The sequence below is a fragment of the Azoarcus sp. DN11 genome (genome assembly GCF_003628555.1).
Taxonomy (GTDB): domain Bacteria; phylum Pseudomonadota; class Gammaproteobacteria; order Burkholderiales; family Rhodocyclaceae; genus Aromatoleum.
The window spans coordinates 3,555,365-3,571,166 of the sequence record NZ_CP021731.1 but is presented as its reverse complement, the minus strand read 5'-3'; the positions used below and the strand labels follow the sequence as shown (position 1 = coordinate 3,571,166).

General features: G+C 65.0%; 15 protein-coding genes. 7 read left to right on the top strand and 8 right to left on the bottom strand.

The features are described from left to right. Positions 1-6: 6 nt before the first annotated feature. From trpA to purF, 6 genes are read left to right on the top strand one after another with little or no spacing between them, the layout of a single operon-like run. Complete coding sequence (trpA, locus tag CDA09_RS16435; protein ID WP_121429640.1) at positions 7-822, top strand: tryptophan synthase subunit alpha; 816 nt, start codon at positions 7-9, stop codon at positions 820-822. After that, the gene (gene accD / locus CDA09_RS16430) at positions 819-1,688 is read left to right on the top strand and encodes an acetyl-CoA carboxylase, carboxyltransferase subunit beta (protein WP_121429639.1); all 870 of its coding nucleotides are present in this window, start codon (positions 819-821) and stop codon (positions 1,686-1,688) included. Before trpA ends, accD begins: the two co-directional genes overlap by 4 nt. 15 nt (positions 1,689-1,703) lie before the next feature. Beyond that, positions 1,704-2,981, top strand: coding sequence for a bifunctional tetrahydrofolate synthase/dihydrofolate synthase (gene folC, locus CDA09_RS16425; RefSeq protein ID WP_121429638.1), 1,278 nt, complete (start codon positions 1,704-1,706; stop codon positions 2,979-2,981). 8 nt (positions 2,982-2,989) lie between these two features. Continuing rightward, entirely contained in the window at positions 2,990-3,688 is a 699-nt protein-coding gene (locus CDA09_RS16420) for an SPOR domain-containing protein (protein WP_121429637.1), read from the top strand. 19 nt (positions 3,689-3,707) lie between these two features. Then, a complete protein-coding gene (locus tag CDA09_RS16415; protein ID WP_121429636.1) occupies positions 3,708-4,199 on the top strand; it encodes a CvpA family protein in 492 nt (163 codons plus the stop codon). 10 nt (positions 4,200-4,209) lie between these two features. Beyond that, entirely contained in the window at positions 4,210-5,733 is a 1,524-nt protein-coding gene (gene purF, locus CDA09_RS16410; RefSeq protein ID WP_121429635.1) for an amidophosphoribosyltransferase, read from the top strand. A 124-nt stretch (positions 5,734-5,857) separates the two neighbouring features. Here purF and CDA09_RS16405 read toward each other — a convergent pair whose 3' ends face one another. From CDA09_RS16405 to CDA09_RS16385, 5 genes are read right to left on the bottom strand one after another with little or no spacing between them, the layout of a single operon-like run. After that, a complete protein-coding gene (locus CDA09_RS16405) occupies positions 5,858-6,580 on the bottom strand; it encodes a UDP-2,3-diacylglucosamine diphosphatase (protein ID WP_121429634.1) in 723 nt (240 codons plus the stop codon). A 38-nt stretch (positions 6,581-6,618) separates the two neighbouring features. Beyond that, positions 6,619-7,113, bottom strand: coding sequence for a peptidylprolyl isomerase (locus CDA09_RS16400; RefSeq protein WP_121429633.1), 495 nt, complete (start codon positions 7,111-7,113; stop codon positions 6,619-6,621). A 21-nt stretch (positions 7,114-7,134) separates the two neighbouring features. Continuing rightward, positions 7,135-7,710: a peptidylprolyl isomerase gene (locus tag CDA09_RS16395; RefSeq protein ID WP_121429632.1), complete on the bottom strand. Its 576-nt coding sequence runs from the start codon at positions 7,708-7,710 to the stop codon at positions 7,135-7,137. Positions 7,711-7,748: 38 nt separating this feature from the next. Next, on the bottom strand, positions 7,749-8,963 hold the full coding sequence (locus CDA09_RS16390) for a L,D-transpeptidase family protein (protein WP_121429631.1): 1,215 nt from the start codon (positions 8,961-8,963) through the stop codon (positions 7,749-7,751). Continuing rightward, positions 8,960-10,129, bottom strand: coding sequence for a nuclear transport factor 2 family protein (locus tag CDA09_RS16385; RefSeq protein WP_286164179.1), 1,170 nt, complete (start codon positions 10,127-10,129; stop codon positions 8,960-8,962). Before CDA09_RS16385 ends, CDA09_RS16390 begins: the two co-directional genes overlap by 4 nt. 209 nt (positions 10,130-10,338) lie before the next feature. Here CDA09_RS16385 and cysS point away from each other — a divergent pair, with 209 nt between their 5' ends. Next, positions 10,339-11,721, top strand: a complete 1,383-nt coding sequence (gene cysS / locus CDA09_RS16380; RefSeq protein WP_121429629.1) for a cysteine--tRNA ligase — start codon at positions 10,339-10,341, stop codon at positions 11,719-11,721. A gap of 101 nt (positions 11,722-11,822) precedes the next feature. Here the strand turns inward: cysS and dnaJ are convergent, their stop codons facing one another. From dnaJ to grpE, 3 genes are all read right to left on the bottom strand, one after another. Further along, positions 11,823-12,950, bottom strand: coding sequence for a molecular chaperone DnaJ (gene dnaJ, locus CDA09_RS16375; RefSeq protein ID WP_121429628.1), 1,128 nt, complete (start codon positions 12,948-12,950; stop codon positions 11,823-11,825). 116 nt (positions 12,951-13,066) lie between these two features. Beyond that, positions 13,067-14,998 (bottom strand): molecular chaperone DnaK, encoded by a 1,932-nt coding sequence (gene dnaK / locus CDA09_RS16370; RefSeq protein WP_121429627.1) that lies wholly within the window; start codon positions 14,996-14,998, stop codon positions 13,067-13,069. 119 nt (positions 14,999-15,117) lie between these two features. After that, positions 15,118-15,696, bottom strand: a complete 579-nt coding sequence (gene grpE / locus CDA09_RS16365) for a nucleotide exchange factor GrpE (RefSeq protein ID WP_121429626.1) — start codon at positions 15,694-15,696, stop codon at positions 15,118-15,120. Positions 15,697-15,802 lie beyond the last annotated feature (106 nt).

The window sequence follows — 15,802 nt, the reverse complement described above, 5'->3', positions numbered from 1 at the left end:
CCGATCATGTCCAGAATCCAGTCAGTTTTTCAGAGCCTGCGGGCCTCGGGTCGGCGGGCGCTGATCCCTTTCATCACCGCCGGGGATCCCGTCCCCGAACTCACCGTGCCGCTGATGCACGCGCTCGTCGATGGCGGAGCCGACATCATCGAACTGGGGGTGCCGTTCTCCGATCCGATGGCGGACGGACCGACCATCCAGCGCGCGTCCGAGCGGGCGCTGCGCAACGGCATGAGCCTGCGCAAGGTGCTCGCGCAGGTGGCGGATTTCCGTACGCGAAATGCCGACACGCCGGTCGTGCTGATGGGCTACGCGAACCCGATCGAGGCAATGGGCGCCGAGCGCTTCGTGTCCGCTGCCCGCGAAGCCGGGGTCGACGGTGTCCTGGTGGTCGATTATCCGCCCGAGGAGTGCGAGACATTCGCGGCGACGCTGAAGGCGAGCGGACTGGACCCGATTTTCCTCCTGGCGCCGACCTCCACCGAGCAGCGCATCCGCGACGTGGCGCAGATCGGCAGCGGTTACATCTACTACGTGTCACTGAAGGGTGTGACCGGCTCCGGGGCGCTCAATTTCAACGATGTTGCCGCGCGCCTGCCGCAGATCCGCCAGGGTGTCGGAATGCCGGTCGGCGTCGGATTCGGTATCCGCGACGCGGAGTCGGCCCGTCGTATCGGCGAGGTCGCCGATGCGGTCGTGATCGGCAGCCGCATCATCGAGGAAATCGAGAACAGCCCGCGCGAACAGGCGGTGGCCCGGGTGAAGGCTTTTGTCGAGGGCGTACGTGGTGCGCTCGACCAGATTCAAGGAGCTCCGCGATGAGTTGGTTGCAAAAACTGCTGCCGCCGAAGATCAAGCGTGCAGAGTCGGCGGCGCGCAAGTCCATTCCCGAGGGGTTGTGGAGCAAGTGTTCGGCCTGCGAAGCGGTCCTTTACCGCTCGGACCTCGAAAGCAACCAGAGTGTCTGCCCGAAATGTGGGCACCATCAGCGCCTGCGCGCGCGCGCGCGGCTAGATATGCTGCTCGATGCGGAGGGACGCTTCGAGATCGGCAGCGAGGTCATGCCGGTCGATCCGCTGAAGTTCAAGGATTCACGGCGCTATACCGAACGTCTCTCGGCGGCGAACGACGAAACCGGTGAAGCGGACGCGATGGTTGTGATGCAGGGCGCTATCCTGACCGTGCCTGTCGTCGTCGCGTGTTTCGAGTTCGAATTCCTGGGCGGCTCGATGGGGTCGGTCGTCGGCGAGCGCTTCGTGCGCGGCGCGAAGGCCGCACTGGAGCAGCGCCTGCCGTTCATCTGCATCACCGCGACTGGCGGCGCACGCATGCAGGAAGGGCTGTTCTCGCTGATGCAGATGGCCAAGACCACCGCTGCGATCACGCAACTTGCCGAGCGCAAGCTCCCCTTCCTGACGATTCTGACCGACCCGACAATGGGGGGCGTGTCGGCCAGCTTTGCCTTCATGGGGGATGTCGTGATTGCCGAGCCGGGGGCACTGATCGGATTCGCGGGGCCGCGCGTGATCGAACAGACGGTTCGTGAAACCCTGCCCGAAGGTTTTCAGCGCTCGGAGTTCCTGCTCGAGAAGGGCGCGATCGACATGATCGTCGATCGACGCGAACTGCGCTCGAAACTGGCGGAACTTCTCACTCTTCTTACTCGTCAGCCGCCCATTGGCGTCTGATCCCGATTCCGTTTCATGATTTTTCCCGATTCCCTGAACGGGTGGCTCGAGCTGCTCGAAAACCGGCATGTTAAGCAGATCCAGCTCGGCCTGGATCGCGTCGCCCGCGTACGTGGCACCCTCGACGTGCGTAGCGATGCCGTGGTGATCACCGTGGGGGGGACCAACGGCAAGGGTTCGACCTGTGCAATGCTCGAGGCCATTCTCCTGGCTGCCGGGTACCGCGTGGGTTGTTACACCTCGCCGCATTTGCTGCGCTACAACGAACGTGTGCGCATCGACGGTCGGGACGTCGGCGACGAGACGCTGGTCGCTGCGTTTGGCGCGGTCGAGGCGGCGCGGGGCGAAACATCCCTGACCTATTTCGAGCATGGAACGCTCGCGGCCTGGTGGGCATTTTGCCGCGAGCCGCTGGATGTCGTGATTCTCGAAGTCGGTCTGGGCGGGCGCCTCGACGCCGTGAACGTGATCGACCCCGACTGCGCGATCGTTACCGGCATCGCGATGGATCACATGGACTGGCTGGGTGACTCCCGCGAGAAAATCGGGTTCGAGAAGGCGGGCATTTTCCGCGCCGGCCGTCCCGCGATCTGTTCCGATCCGATGGCTCCGTCCACACTGGTGGATCATGCGCGTGCGATCGGCGCCGATCTTCGCCTCGTCGGTGAGAACTTCGGATTCTCCGGCGACCGCTCACAGTGGGTCTGGTGGAGCAAGGGGGGCTCGCGCAGGGGAGGGCTGGCCTATCCGGCGTTGCGAGGAGCCAATCAGCTGCTCAACGCATCGGCCGTGCTGATGGCGCTGGAAACGCTGCGGCAGCGGATCCCCGTCCCGATGCAGGCGATTCGCCAGGGACTGATGCTCGTCGAGCTCCCCGGGCGCTTCCAGGTGCTTGCCGGGCGTCCCTCCGTCGTGCTCGACGTCGCCCATAATCCCCAGGCTGCCGGCGTGCTGTCGGAAAACCTCTCGAACATGGGGTTCTTCCCCGAAACCTGGGCCGTCCTGGGGATGCTGTCGGACAAGGATGTGGAAGGCGTCGTGAAGCTGATCCAGGACAGGGTGGACCACTGGATGCTGGCCGGCCTGCCCGGCCCGCGCGGGTTGAGCGCGGAGGCGCTGGAGGCGCGTGTGCGCGCGGCCGGCGTGCGGGGCGATATCCAGCGATTCGAGCATCCCGCCGACGCCTACGCTGCCGCCCGGAAATCTGCGGGCGAGGGTGATAGAATCGTAGCCTTTGGCTCATTCCTGACGGTCGCGGATGTGCTAGCTGCCGTCCGCGCCGCTCGTCATTGAGGCTCTGCGTGACCGATAGCGACAACGTCGAACTCAAGAAGCGTGCGCGGCGCCGCTTGGTGGGGGCGGCCGCGCTGGCGCTTCTGGCCGCGATCATCCTGCCGATGGTGATGGATCGGGAGCCGGGCACGTCCACGCAGGACATCCAGGTCTCTATCCCCGATCGTGAGGCGGACAACGCCCTGTCGCGCCCGATCGCAGGTCGCCCGGCGCGCGAACCGGAGCCTCAGCTGGTGCCTCCGTCCGAAGAGCAGCTGCCTGTTTCGCCCCCGCCCGAAGTGCCGCGATCGGAAGGTGCGGCGGCTGCACCGGCCCCGGCCCCAGCACCGGCGCCTGCAGTCAAGCCGCCGGCCGCGCCGAAGCCGCCGACTGCAAGCGTCGCAGCCTCGCCGGCCAGGCCGGCAGTCCCGCCTGCGAAGGAAGGCGGAGCTGACTCCGCCCGTGCCCAGGCCATTCTGGAAGACAAGCCGCCCGTGCCCACCTCTTCCGGCAGCAGTTTTGTCGTCCAGGTGGGCGCTTTCAGTGATGGCGGCAAGGCCGCATCGATCGCCGCCGATCTTAAAAAGCGCGGTTTCGCTGCCTACACCGAGAAAGTCGGCGCTGTGACGCGTGTCCGGATCGGGCCGTATGACGGGCGCGACGACGCCGAAAAAGCCGTCCTGCGGGTCAAGGCAAGCGGAATGAGCGGTGCGGTCGTACCGAGATGAACGCACGCAGGTTGCGGCGATGACGGTATTCGATTACGTCTTTCTCGGAGTTCTTGCGCTGTCGGCGGCAGTGGGGATGTGGCGCGGACTGGTCAGCGAGGTGATAGCGCTGCTCGCCTGGGCCGTGGCGCTTTTCGCGGCCTGGCGCTTTGGCGCCGAGGCCGCCGCCCTGCTCGGGAGGGTGATCTCGGAGCCCGCATGGCGGCAGATCGCCGGGTTCGCGCTGATCTTCGTCTCGGTGCTGATGCTTGCAGCGTTGCTGCGTTTCCTGCTTCGCGAGTTTCTCAAGGCGGTGGGACTTGGCGCCGCAGACAGGGTGTTCGGTGCGCTGTTCGGCATTGCGCGTGGTATCGCGATTGCCCTCGCGGTCGTGCTGTTCGGCGGCCTGATCGGCATGGCGCGGGAACCCTGGTGGGCTGGCGCAATGTTCGCGCCTCCGTTGGAGACGGCGGTCATCGCTGCCAAACCGTGGTTGCCCGAGGTGGTGGCCACCAAGATTCGATTCAGATAGGTGCTATTCCATGTGCGGAATCATTGGGGTCGTTGCGAACTCCCCGGTCAATCAGTTGCTCTATGACGGCCTGCAGGTGCTGCAGCACCGCGGACAGGACGCGGCGGGCATCGCGACGTCCGAGGGTGGGCGCTTCTTCATGCACAAGGGGCCCGGCCTCGTGCGCGACGTTTTCCGCACACGCAACATGCGCAATCTGGTCGGCAACTGGGGCATCGGCCACGTCCGCTACCCGACCGCGGGGTCGGCGTGCAACCCGGCCGAAGCGCAGCCTTTTTACGTCAATTCGCCCTTCGGCCTGCTGTTGGCTCACAACGGTAACCTGACGAATTCCGAGGAATTGAAGCGCGAGATGTTCCTCTCGGATCTGCGCCACATCAACACCAACTCCGACTCGGAAGTGTTGCTGAACGTGCTCGCGCACGAGTTGCAGGCTGCCGCCAAGGGCTTCAAACTCGACGAGGACGCCGTTTTTCGCGCCGTGGCGGGTGTGCATCGCCGTTGCCGTGGCGCATACGCCGTCGTCGTGATGATCGCCGGATTCGGCCTGCTGGCCTTCCGTGATCCGTTCGGCATTCGGCCGCTTGCCGTCGGGCGCCACGATGTCGCTGGCGGCCAGGAGTGGCTCGTGGCCTCGGAGTCGGTCGCGATGGATGTGCTCGGGTTCAAGACGTTGCGGGACGTGGTGCCGGGCGAGGCGATCCTCATTGACACCCAGGGCAACTTCCGCAGCCGGCAATGTGCGGAAAAGACGGTCGAAGCGCCGTGCATGTTCGAGTTCGTGTATCTCGCGCGCCCGGATTCGGTGATCGACGGCGTGTCGGTGTATGAGTCGCGCGTGAAAATGGGCGAATTCCTCGCCGACAAGCTCAAGCGCGTCGTGCCCCACGCGGACATCGACGTCGTGATCCCGATTCCGGATTCCAGCCGTCCGTCGGCAATGGAAATGGCTCACCGGCTCAATCTCCCGTACCGCGAAGGTTTCGTGAAGAATCGCTACATCGGGCGTACTTTCATCATGCCCGGGCAAGCGATTCGGCGTAAGTCGGTGCGCCAGAAACTCAACACCATCCCGCAGGAATTCAGGGGCAAGAAGGTCTTGCTGGTCGACGACTCGATCGTCCGCGGTACCACGAGCCGCGAGATCGTCACAATGGCGCGCGACGCGGGAGCCGTGAAGGTGTACCTGGCGTCAGCCGCGCCGCCGGTGCGTTACGCGAACGTCTATGGCATCGACATGCCGACTCGCGGCGAGCTCATCGCCGCCGGTCGCGACGAAGAGGAGATTCGCCGCGTCATCGGAGCCGACGGCCTGATCTATCAGGACATCGCTGACCTCAAGGCCGCCGTTCGCGCGGTGAACCCCGCGATCAAGTTCTTCGAGACCTCCTGTTTCGACGGCAGTTACATCACGGGCGACATCACGCCGGAATACCTGAACGGGATCGAGAATCAGCGTAGCGAGAGCAAGGCCGGCGATGACGGCGAGGGCGGCCAACTCGACCTGAACCTCGTGGCGAACCAGGACAACTGACCGCCGTAGGCGAATACGGTCCGGCACGCAGGCAGTGCGAGCGGGCCAGGGTGTCTTTGTCGGCCCTGCCGAGCCACGGTGACGTTGGGCGGCAGTCCGCAGGCTGCGCTCGCTCCCGTGGCGGTCAGCTCAGGGGGTAGGGTCGAAAGCTCGATCCGTCCCACAGGAGCCATGTCGCCGTACCACGCCAGTCCGACAGTACCCACCTTTCGCAAACATGGCCGTCAACATCGTGCAGGTGATGCGCCGGTCGGTGAGTATGTCCGTGGATGAGGGTGGGGTAGCCGTGGGAACGTAGCAGGCCTTCCACCGCGCTTGCGTTCACGTCCATGATTTCCTGCGGCTTGTCCTGCTTGGCCGTTTCGCTGTGGCGGCGTAGTCCTTCAATGACCAGCTTGCGCTCGGCAAGGGGGCGTCGAAGAAAATCCTCCTGCCACGCCGGGTCCCGCACCTGTCGGCGGAAGGCTTGGTAGGCCTGGTCGTCCGTGCACAGCATGTCGCCATGCGTGAGCAATACCCTCCGACCGTCGAGCTCAATCAACATCGGATCGGGAGCAATGGTCATTCCGGCGCGGCGCGCAAAGTCGTCGCCGACGAGAAAATCCCGGTTGCCGGCAACAAACATGATTCCCGTGCCCGCCGCGGCGACTGCGGCGAACGCGGCACCGATCTCCCGATTCAGGGGGGAGTCGCCGTCGTCATCCCCGGCCCAGTACTCGAACAGGTCACCCAGGATGTAGATGGCACCGACTCCGCGCGCGGGGCCGGTGAGCAGGTTCAGGAGGGCGCGGGTGTTTTCCGGAGCCTGCTCTGACAGGTGCAGGTCGGAGATGAACAGGGCCGACATGGTGTCGTGAAGATCGAAATCGGGTCGGCCCGGCCGGATCAGACGATTTCGGCGCGCTCGATGACGACGTCCTCGACGGGGACGTCCTGGTGGAAGCCGCTCGAACCCGTGCGTACCGCGCGGATGCTGTTCACGACATCCATGCCTTCAGTCACGCGACCGAACACGCAGTAACCCCAGCCCTGGATGTCCGGCGAACGGAAGTTCAGGAAGTCGTTATCGACGACATTGATGAAGAACTGGGCGGTCGCCGAGTGCGGTGCCTGGGTACGGGCCATCGCGATCGTGCCGGTGAGGTTCTTCAAGCCGTTGTCGGCCTCGTTCTTGATCGGTTCGCGTGTCGGCTTCTGGGCCATGCCCGGCTCGAATCCGCCGCCCTGAATCATGAAGTTCTTGATGACCCGATGGAAGATTGTGTTGTCATAGTGCCCGGCGCCGACGTAGTCGAGGAAATTCTTGACCGTTTCCGGCGCCTTGTCGGCGTCCAGTTCGAGGGTGATCGTGCCGAAATTGGTATGCAGCTTGACTGCCATGTGCGACTCCTTGGGGGCTCGTTATTGGGTTTGGCCGGTCTTGGCGGCCTCTACGACGCGAACCGACTCGATGATGACCGGCTCGGCCGGGACGTCGCGCATGCCGCGGGCGATGCCGGTGCGGGTCTTGCCGATCTTCTGCACCACGTTCATCCCGTCCTTGACCTTGCCGAACACCGCGTAGCCCCAGCCGTCGCGCGACGGGTAATCGAGGAAGTTGTTGTCGACGAGGTTGATGAAGAACTGGGCCGTGGCGGAGTGGGGATCCGACGTGCGTGCCATCGCGAGCGTGCCGGCTTCGTTGTGCAGGCCGTTCTTCGCTTCGTTCTCGATCGGTGCGCGCGTCGGCTTCTCGTTCATGGCACTGTCGAAGCCGCCGCCCTGGATCATGAAGCCGTCGATGACGCGATGGAAGATGGTGCCGGTGTAGTGCCCGCTTTTAACGTATGCGAGGAAGTTTTCGACAGATTTCGGGGCCTTGTCGGCGAACAGTTCGAGGACGACCGTGCCCTGATTGGTCCGCATCTCGACAACGGGATTCGCTTGGGCGCTGGCGAACCAGGCAAAAAGAAACAGGCTTGCAAGAAAGCGCTTCATGTCGAGTTTCCGTTGAGGAGAAAGAATCCGGGATTGTGTCAGGCCTTGCCTTCATAGACGATCTTCCAGCGACCGCCTTCCTTCTGCCAGTACTGGCGCTTGCGAACACGGTCGGACAGACCTTCGCTGCGATAGTCCTGCTCGAAGGTCACGACCACGATGTCGTCGCGCCCGGGATTGCGGAACATGCTCATCTTGTCGAGGCGCACCTTGATCCACTGGCGATTCGCCGCCAGCTTGCGCTTTTGATCGGACCATTCGGCAAAGTTCTGGCTGTCGCTGCGGAAGTCCCTGGAATAGTGCGAGAGGTAGCGGTTGACGTCGCCGACATTCTCCCAGTCGCGGCGCCAGTCTTCGATGGCCAGTTGCAGGGCACGGCGCTCGGCCTGCCAGTGGTCCATCGACAGCCACTCGATCTCGCTGCTGATGATTACCGGAGTCAGGCCGGGCTGGACGAAGCTGGAAAGCTTGAGAAAATCCTGGTTCGCGAGCGTGACGCAGCCTTCCGAAGAGAGCGGCGGGCGGGCGTACGTGTCGCTGGGTGTGCCGTGCAGCCAGATTCCGTGACCGGTGCGCCCGAGGCGCCGATCCCATTCGTTCGGATAATTGATCGGGAAGGCACCGATGCCATAGAGATCCGGCAGTTTGGCCTGCTCGATGAAGGAAGTGATTTCGTACACGCCCAGCGGCGTCTTGTTGTCGCCCTCGGCGCGCTTGTCCGTCCCGGCCTTTCCGTGGCTGACATAGTAGTCGGCGACGAAGCGGGGTTTTCCGCCCTCGTTGGCATAGACGTACAGGCGCGCCCGCTTGGTGTCGACGACCACCGCGTAGCGCTGGTCCGGCCCCATCTGGAGGAGGTAGCGCGGGATATAGGTGGCAGCCGCCGGCCGTTCGCGGTAGGCGCGCAGGCGAGCAATGGCCTCGTCCCGCAGTTCGGTCACACGCTCGGCAGGTGCCGACGCATTGCCGAAGGTCGAGATCGGCTTGGCGCGCGCCAGCAGCAGGTCGCCCTTGATGAGGTTTGCGAGCCGGAAGTTGGGGTAGGCACGCAGGAGCTCTTCGGTTCGCTCAAGCGCCGCGTCCAACCGGTTGGCTTCGATTTCGGTGAACACGTATTCGAGCGAGGCCTCCGGGCCGGAGTCCGAGATGCCGTGCCGAGAGGGAGCGCTTGCGGCGGCGAGCGGCAGCACTGCCGTCGCGATTGCGGTCAGCAGTCGGACAAACAGCGCTCGCCCCGGCGTCATTCCCTTCATCCCCCGACGCGCTCCTGGCGGATGCGCCACGAGCCGTTGCGCTTGACCAGTTCGAGCGTCTTGGTCGTGCTGGAAGTGAAGCCCGCCGATTCATAGTTCTGGCGGAAACGTACCGTCGCGACATCACCGTCGACGCTGGCGTTGGGTTTCTCGATCCCGACCGAAATACGGCCGGGTTTGCCGACGCGCTGCTCGCGCTCGCTCTCCCAGGCTTTCCGGGACTGGCCGTCCGGAGCGCGGAAGTCCTTGTCGTAGAAGGCGAGGTAGCCCTTGACGTCCTTGCGCGACCAGGCTTTTGCCCACGCCTCCACCATCTGCACCGCTTCGCGCCCGGCGCCAGCGGCGCTGGCCGCGGGGGGCGCTTCGGTTGCCGATGCGGTGGCAGCCGGGCGGGCCGTGGCTGCAGCCGCGGTGGTGGCCGGCGCGGCGGAAGCGGCAGGTACCGGCGTTGCCGCCACAGGAGCAGGTGCTGCGGGCTTGGCTGCCACGGCACCGTTGGCGGGCGCGGAGGGAGCCGGGGCCGTCGGTACAGGAGCCGTCATGGCGGCACTTGCGGCCGGAGCCGGAACTGCTGCGGGAGCGGGGGGCGCCAGCGCCGGGGGTGCCGCAGGCCGGGTCTGGCCGGTTTGTTGCGACGCCGCGCGGGGCCGTGCCCCCGAAGACATCATTTCACGGATCAGTGCGAGCTTGGATTGCGCGCCCGTGTTCGCCGAATCGAGCTGCAACGCCTTGTCGTAGGCCTGGCTTGCGAGACGGGCATAGACGTCGCCAAGGTTCTCGTGCGCGGTCGCGTAGCTCGGATGCGTGCGGATGGCCATTTCCAGCGCCGCGCGCGCCTTGTCGTAATGGCGCTGCTGCGCGTACAGCACGGCGAGGTTGTTGTACGGTTCGGGCAGTTCGGGGAAATCTTCGGTCAGCTTCTGAAAGACGGCGATGGCCTCGTCCTGACGGTTCAGCTCCGTGAGGGCGATCCCCTTGAGGAAGCGCGCCTGCGGTTCCCTGGCGTTGCTCGCGAGGACACGGTCGGCCATCGCGAGGGCCTGCGCATGTTGCCCCTGATTCACGAGCGATTGAATCTGGGCAACGTTGTCGGCGGCATGCAGCAGTGGCGCAGCACCGAGGCCAAGGGTAATGGCCACCACGGCCAGGGCGAAATTGGGACGCATCTTCATTGTGCTAGAATCGCTCGGTTCCGTTGATCCACGCGGACTTAACCGTTGATTCTATCAAATAACCGGGTCCGTATCACGGCGAGGCGCTGGCCTCGGTGCGACGGCGGTGCCGGTTTCCGACTGTTCCCGCGGCCGGCTTTTCGTGCGTCCGGGAAAGTGGTCTCCTCGAATGCGGCTTCTGGGGCCGCCATGCGGAAGATGCCATGCTTCAGATTCACAACACACTGACGCGAAAGAAAGAATCCTTCGTTCCCATCGAGCCGGGAAAAGTCCGGATGTATGTCTGTGGCATGACGGTGTACGATTTTTGTCACCTCGGTCATGCTCGCGTGATGGTCGTGTTCGACATGGTGGCACGCTGGCTGAGGGCGAGCGGATTCGAGCTTACGTATGTCAGGAATATCACCGACATCGATGACAAAATCATTCGCCGCGCCGGCGAAAACGGCGAGTCGATCCGTGTGCTGACCGACCGCTTCATCGCTGCGATGCACGAGGATGCGGACGCCCTCGGTGTCATGCGACCCGATCACGAGCCGCGCGCGACGGAATACGTGGGGCAGATGCAGTCCCTGATCGAGCGGCTGCACACCAAGGGCCTGGCTTACGTCGCGGAGAACAGGGACGTGTGCTACTCGGTGCGCAAGTTCGATGGCTACGGCAAGCTGTCGGGCAAGTCGCTCGACGAGCTGCGCGCCGGCGAGCGCGTGGGGATCGCGGGCGAAAAGCACGATCCGCTCGATTTCGTGCTGTGGAAGCACGCCCGCTCGGAGGAGCCGGAAGAGGTCAAATGGGCCTCCCCGTGGGGGGCCGGGCGACCGGGCTGGCATATCGAATGCTCGGCGATGAGTTCCGACCTGCTGGGGGAGCATTTCGACATCCACGGGGGCGGGCAGGATCTGCAGTTTCCGCACCACGAGAACGAGATCGCACAGTCCGAGGGGGCGCACGACCATACCTTCGTGAACTACTGGATGCACAACGGCTTCGTCCGAGTCGACGACGAGAAGATGTCGAAGTCGCTCGGCAACTTCTTCACGATCCGTGACGTGCTGAAGAAGTACGACGCCGAGGTGGTGCGTTTCTTCATCCTGCGGGCGCACTATCGCAGTCCGCTCAACTATTCCGACGCCCATCTCGAGGATGCACGCCAGTCGCTGACCCGGCTGTATACGGCGTTGCGCAACGTTACGCCGGCGGACGTGGTAGTCGACTGGGACGAGATCCATGCGCGCCGCTTCCGCGAGGCGATGGACGACGATTTCAACACCGCCGAGGCGGTCGCCGTGCTCTTCGATCTCGCGAACGAGGCAAACCGCAGCGGCTCTGCTGCCATGGCGGCGCAGCTGAAGGGACTGGGCGGGGTGCTCGGTCTGCTTGGCCGTGACCCGCTTGCTTTCCTCCAGGGCGGCACTTCGGAGGCCACGGGCGACGAGGCGGGCGAGATCGAGGCGCAGATCGAACTGCGCGCCCAGGCCAAGAAGGCGAAAAATTTCGCCGAGGCAGACCGGATCCGTGCCGACCTGCTGGCGCGGGGGATCGCGCTCGAGGATACGCCGCAGGGGACCCTGTGGCGGCGCGCGTAAGCGCCTGACCGTGCCGGCGCGCCGCAGCAGTGCGGGTGCCGGGCGGCGCAAACGATCCGGCCGCGCCAACGTTTCCGCGGGCGCGGCCGATCCTGGCGGGTTCAGCCGCCGAAGAACTCCTTGACCTTGTCCATCCAGGACTTGGCCTTGGGGTTGTGGCGATCGGCGTCGCCGCGTGACACTTCTTCGAATTCCCGCAGCAGTTCCTTCTGGCGCTCGGTCAGGTTCACCGGCGTCTCGACGACGACGTGGCACATCAGATCGCCATGCGCCTGCGAGCGGACGTTGCGGATGCCCTTGCCGCGCAGGCGGAAGACCCGCCCGCTCTGGGTCTCGGCAGGAATCTTGAGGCGTGCCATGCCCTCGAGGGTCGGGATTTCGATCTCGCCGCCCAGTGCGGCCGTCGTGAAGCTGATCGGCATTTCGCAGTGCAGGTCGTCGTGGTCGCGCTGGAACACGGAGTGCTGGCGGATGTGGATCTCGACGTACAGGTCGCCCGGCGGCCCGCCATTCACGCCCGGCTCGCCGTGGCCGGCGTGGCGCAGGCGCATGCCTTCGTCGATGCCGGCCGGGATCTTCACCTCCAGGGTCTTCTGCCGCTTCACGCGCCCGGCGCCGCCGCAGTCACGGCACGGGTCGGGAATGATGCGGCCGGTGCCGTGGCACTTGGGACAGGTCTGCTGGATCGAGAAGAAGCCCTGCTGGATGCGGACCTGGCCGGCGCCGCCGCAGGTGGGGCAGGGCTTGGGTTGGGTGCCCGGCTTGGCGCCGCTGCCGTGGCAGGTGTCGCACTCTTCGACGGTCGGGATGCGGATCGTCTTGTCCGCGCCGCGAGCGGCTTCTTCCAGCGAGATTTCGAGGTTGTAGCGCAGGTCGGCGCCGCGATAGACGTTCGAGCGGCCGCGACCTCCGCCGCCGCCGAAGATGTCGCCGAAGATGTCCGAAAAGGCGTCGGCAAAGCCGTCGAAGCCCTGGGCGCCGGGCCCTGCCCCGGCCGACGGATCGACGCCGGCGTGGCCGTAGCGGTCGTAGGCGCCACGCTTCTGCGAGTCGGAGAGGATCTCGTAGGCCTCCTTGGCCTCCTTGAACTTCTCCTCGGCGTCCTTGTTGTCCGGATTGCGGTCCGGGTGGTGCTTCATGGCCAGCTTGCGGTAGGCCTTCTTGATTTCGTCGTCCGAGGCGTCGCGATTGACGCCCAGTACGTCGTAGTAATCCCGTTTCGTTGCCATAGTGTGTCGCTCAGGCTGGGGAGGCCGCGCGGGCCTCCCGGTCATGCAAAGGCCGAGCCGGCCGGAAATGCTCCTCCGGCGTGGGCTCGGCCATCATCTCGCCGCCCGGCGAGCGATTACTTCTTGTCTTTGACTTCGGTGAACTCGGCGTCGACCACGTCGGCATCGCCCGCCTTCGAGCCGGACGACGAGCCCCCTGCGGCACCTGCTGCGCCGGCTTCGGCGCCCTGGGTCTGCGCGTACATCTGCTCGCCCAGCTTCTGGCTCGCCATCGCGAGGGCCTGGGTCTTGGCTTCGATCGTGGCCTTGTCGTTGCTCTTCAGCGACTCCTCGGCGTCTTTGATCGCGGCTTCGATCTTGGCCTTCTCGTCGGCGCCGATCTTGTCGCCGTATTCGGTCAGCGACTTCTTCACCGAATGCACCAGCGCGTCGCACTGGTTGCGTGCGTCGACCATTTCGTGCGCCTTCTTGTCCTCTTCGGCGTGTGCGGCGGCATCCTGCACCATGCGCTGGATCTCGTCGTCCGAGAGGCCCGAGTTGGCCTGGATCTTGATCTTGTTTTCCTTGCCGGTGGCCTTGTCCTTGGCCGACACATGCAGAATGCCGTTCGCGTCGATGTCGAAGGTGACCTCGATCTGCGGCATGCCGCGCGGCGCCGGCGGGATGTCGGACAGGTTGAACTGGCCGAGGCTCTTGTTGCCGCTGGCCATTTCGCGCTCGCCCTGGAGGACGTGGATGGTCACGGCGCTCTGGTTGTCGTCGGCGGTCGAGAACACTTGCGAGGCCTTGGTCGGGATCGTGGTGTTCTTCTGGATCAGCTTGGTCATCACGCCACCGAGGGTCTCGATGCCGAGCGACAGCGGCGTGACGTCGAGCAGCAGCACGTCCTTCACTTCACCCTGCAGCACGCCGCCCTGGATCGATGCGCCGACCGCGACGGCTTCGTCCGGGTTGACGTCCTTGCGCGGATCCTTGCCGAAGAACTCCTTGACCTTCTCCTGCACCTTGGGCATGCGCGTCATGCCGCCGACGAGGATCACGTCGTCGATGTCGGAGACCTTCACGCCTGCGTCCTTCAGCGCGATGCGGCACGGCTCGATGGTGCGCTCGACGAGGTCGTCGACCAGCGATTCGAACTTGGCGCGGGTGATCTTCATCGCCAGGTGCTTCGGCCCGGTGGCGTCCGCGGTGATGTAGGGCAGGTTGATTTCGGTCTGCGACGACGACGACAGCTCGATCTTGGCCTTCTCGGCCGCTTCCTTCAGGCGCTGCAGCGCGAGCACGTCGTTCTTGAGGTCGACGCCTTGTTCCTTCTTGAACTCGGTGACGATGTAGTCGATCAGGCGCTGGTCGAAATCCTCGCCGCCGAGGAAAGTGTCGCCGTTGGTCGCGAGCACTTCGAACTGGTGCTCGCCGTCGATGTCTGCGATCTCGATGATCGAGATGTCGAAGGTGCCGCCGCCGAGGTCATACACGGCGATCTTGGAGTCGCCCGGCTTCTTGTCCATGCCGAAGGCGAGCGCGGCCGCGGTCGGCTCGTTGATGATGCGCTTGACTTCGAGGCCTGCGATGCGGCCGGCGTCCTTGGTCGCCTGGCGCTGGCTGTCGTTGAAGTAGGCCGGCACGGTGATGACCGCTTCGGTGACTTCCTCGCCGAGGTAGTCTTCGGCGGTCTTCTTCATCTTGCGCAGCACTTCGGCCGAGACTTGAGGCGGGGCGATCTTCTTGCCGCGCACTTCGACCCAGGCGTCACCGTTGTCGGCCTTCGCGATCGTGAAGGGCATCAGGTCGATGTCCTTTTGCACTTCCTTCTCTTCGAAGCGGCGGCCGATCAGGCGCTTGACCGCGAACAGGGTGTTCCTGGCGTTGGTGACGGCCTGGCGCTTGGCGGGAGCGCCGGTCAGGATCTCGCCGTCTTCGGCGTAGGCGACGACGGACGGCGTGGTGCGCGCGCCTTCCGAGTTCTCGATGACCTTGGGCTTGCCGCCTTCCATCACGGAAACGCAGCTGTTGGTGGTGCCCAGGTCGATGCCGATGATCTTGCCCATTTCAGTTCCTTTCGTTTGAGTGTGCAGCCGAGGGGCTTCGCTCGCGGTGCCCCGGCTTGCCGGATTGCGTTGTCAGATAGGTAGGGTCGCCGTCGCGGATTTCAAGTGGCCGGCGAGGTTCAGGCACCCTTGCCCTTGGAGACCATGACCATCGCAGGGCGCAGCACGCGCTCGTGCAGCAGGTATCCCTTCTGCAGCACGGCCGTGACGGTATTGGCCTCGCTATCGGCCTCGACCATCGCGATCGCCTGATGGCGGTTGGGGTCGAACTTCGCGCCGACCGGGTTCTCCTCGGCCACGCCGGCGCTCTGGAAGGCCGCGGCGAGTTGCTTGAGGGTGAGCTCGACGCCTTCGCGCAGGCTTTCGATGGTCTGATTTTCGGTGGTGAGCGCCGCTTCCAGGCTGTCCTTGACCGGCAGCATCGCGTTCGCGAACTTCTCCGACGCGAACTTGGACGCCTTGGCGATGTCTTCCTGGGCGCGGCGGCGGATGTTCTCGGCCTCGGCGCGCGCGCGCAGCCAGGCGTCGTGGTGTTCGGCCGCCTTCAGTTCGGCCTGGCGCAGGGATTCCTCGAGGCTTGGCATGACGTCGCCCGCGGGCTCGGCGGCGGCTTCGCCTTGGGGAGCCGGGCCGGATTCTTCGGCGGGGGCCTGCAGCAGTTCGTCGGGGGTCTCGGCGGAGGGTTTGTTTTCCTGCATGGGTGGCGCTCCAGCTGTTCGTTTGACGGGGCGGCAGATGGGGGCGGCCTGGTCCCGTTTCAAGAGGCTGGTTACAAAAAATCGTCGGGTTGCTCATGCGCGCCCG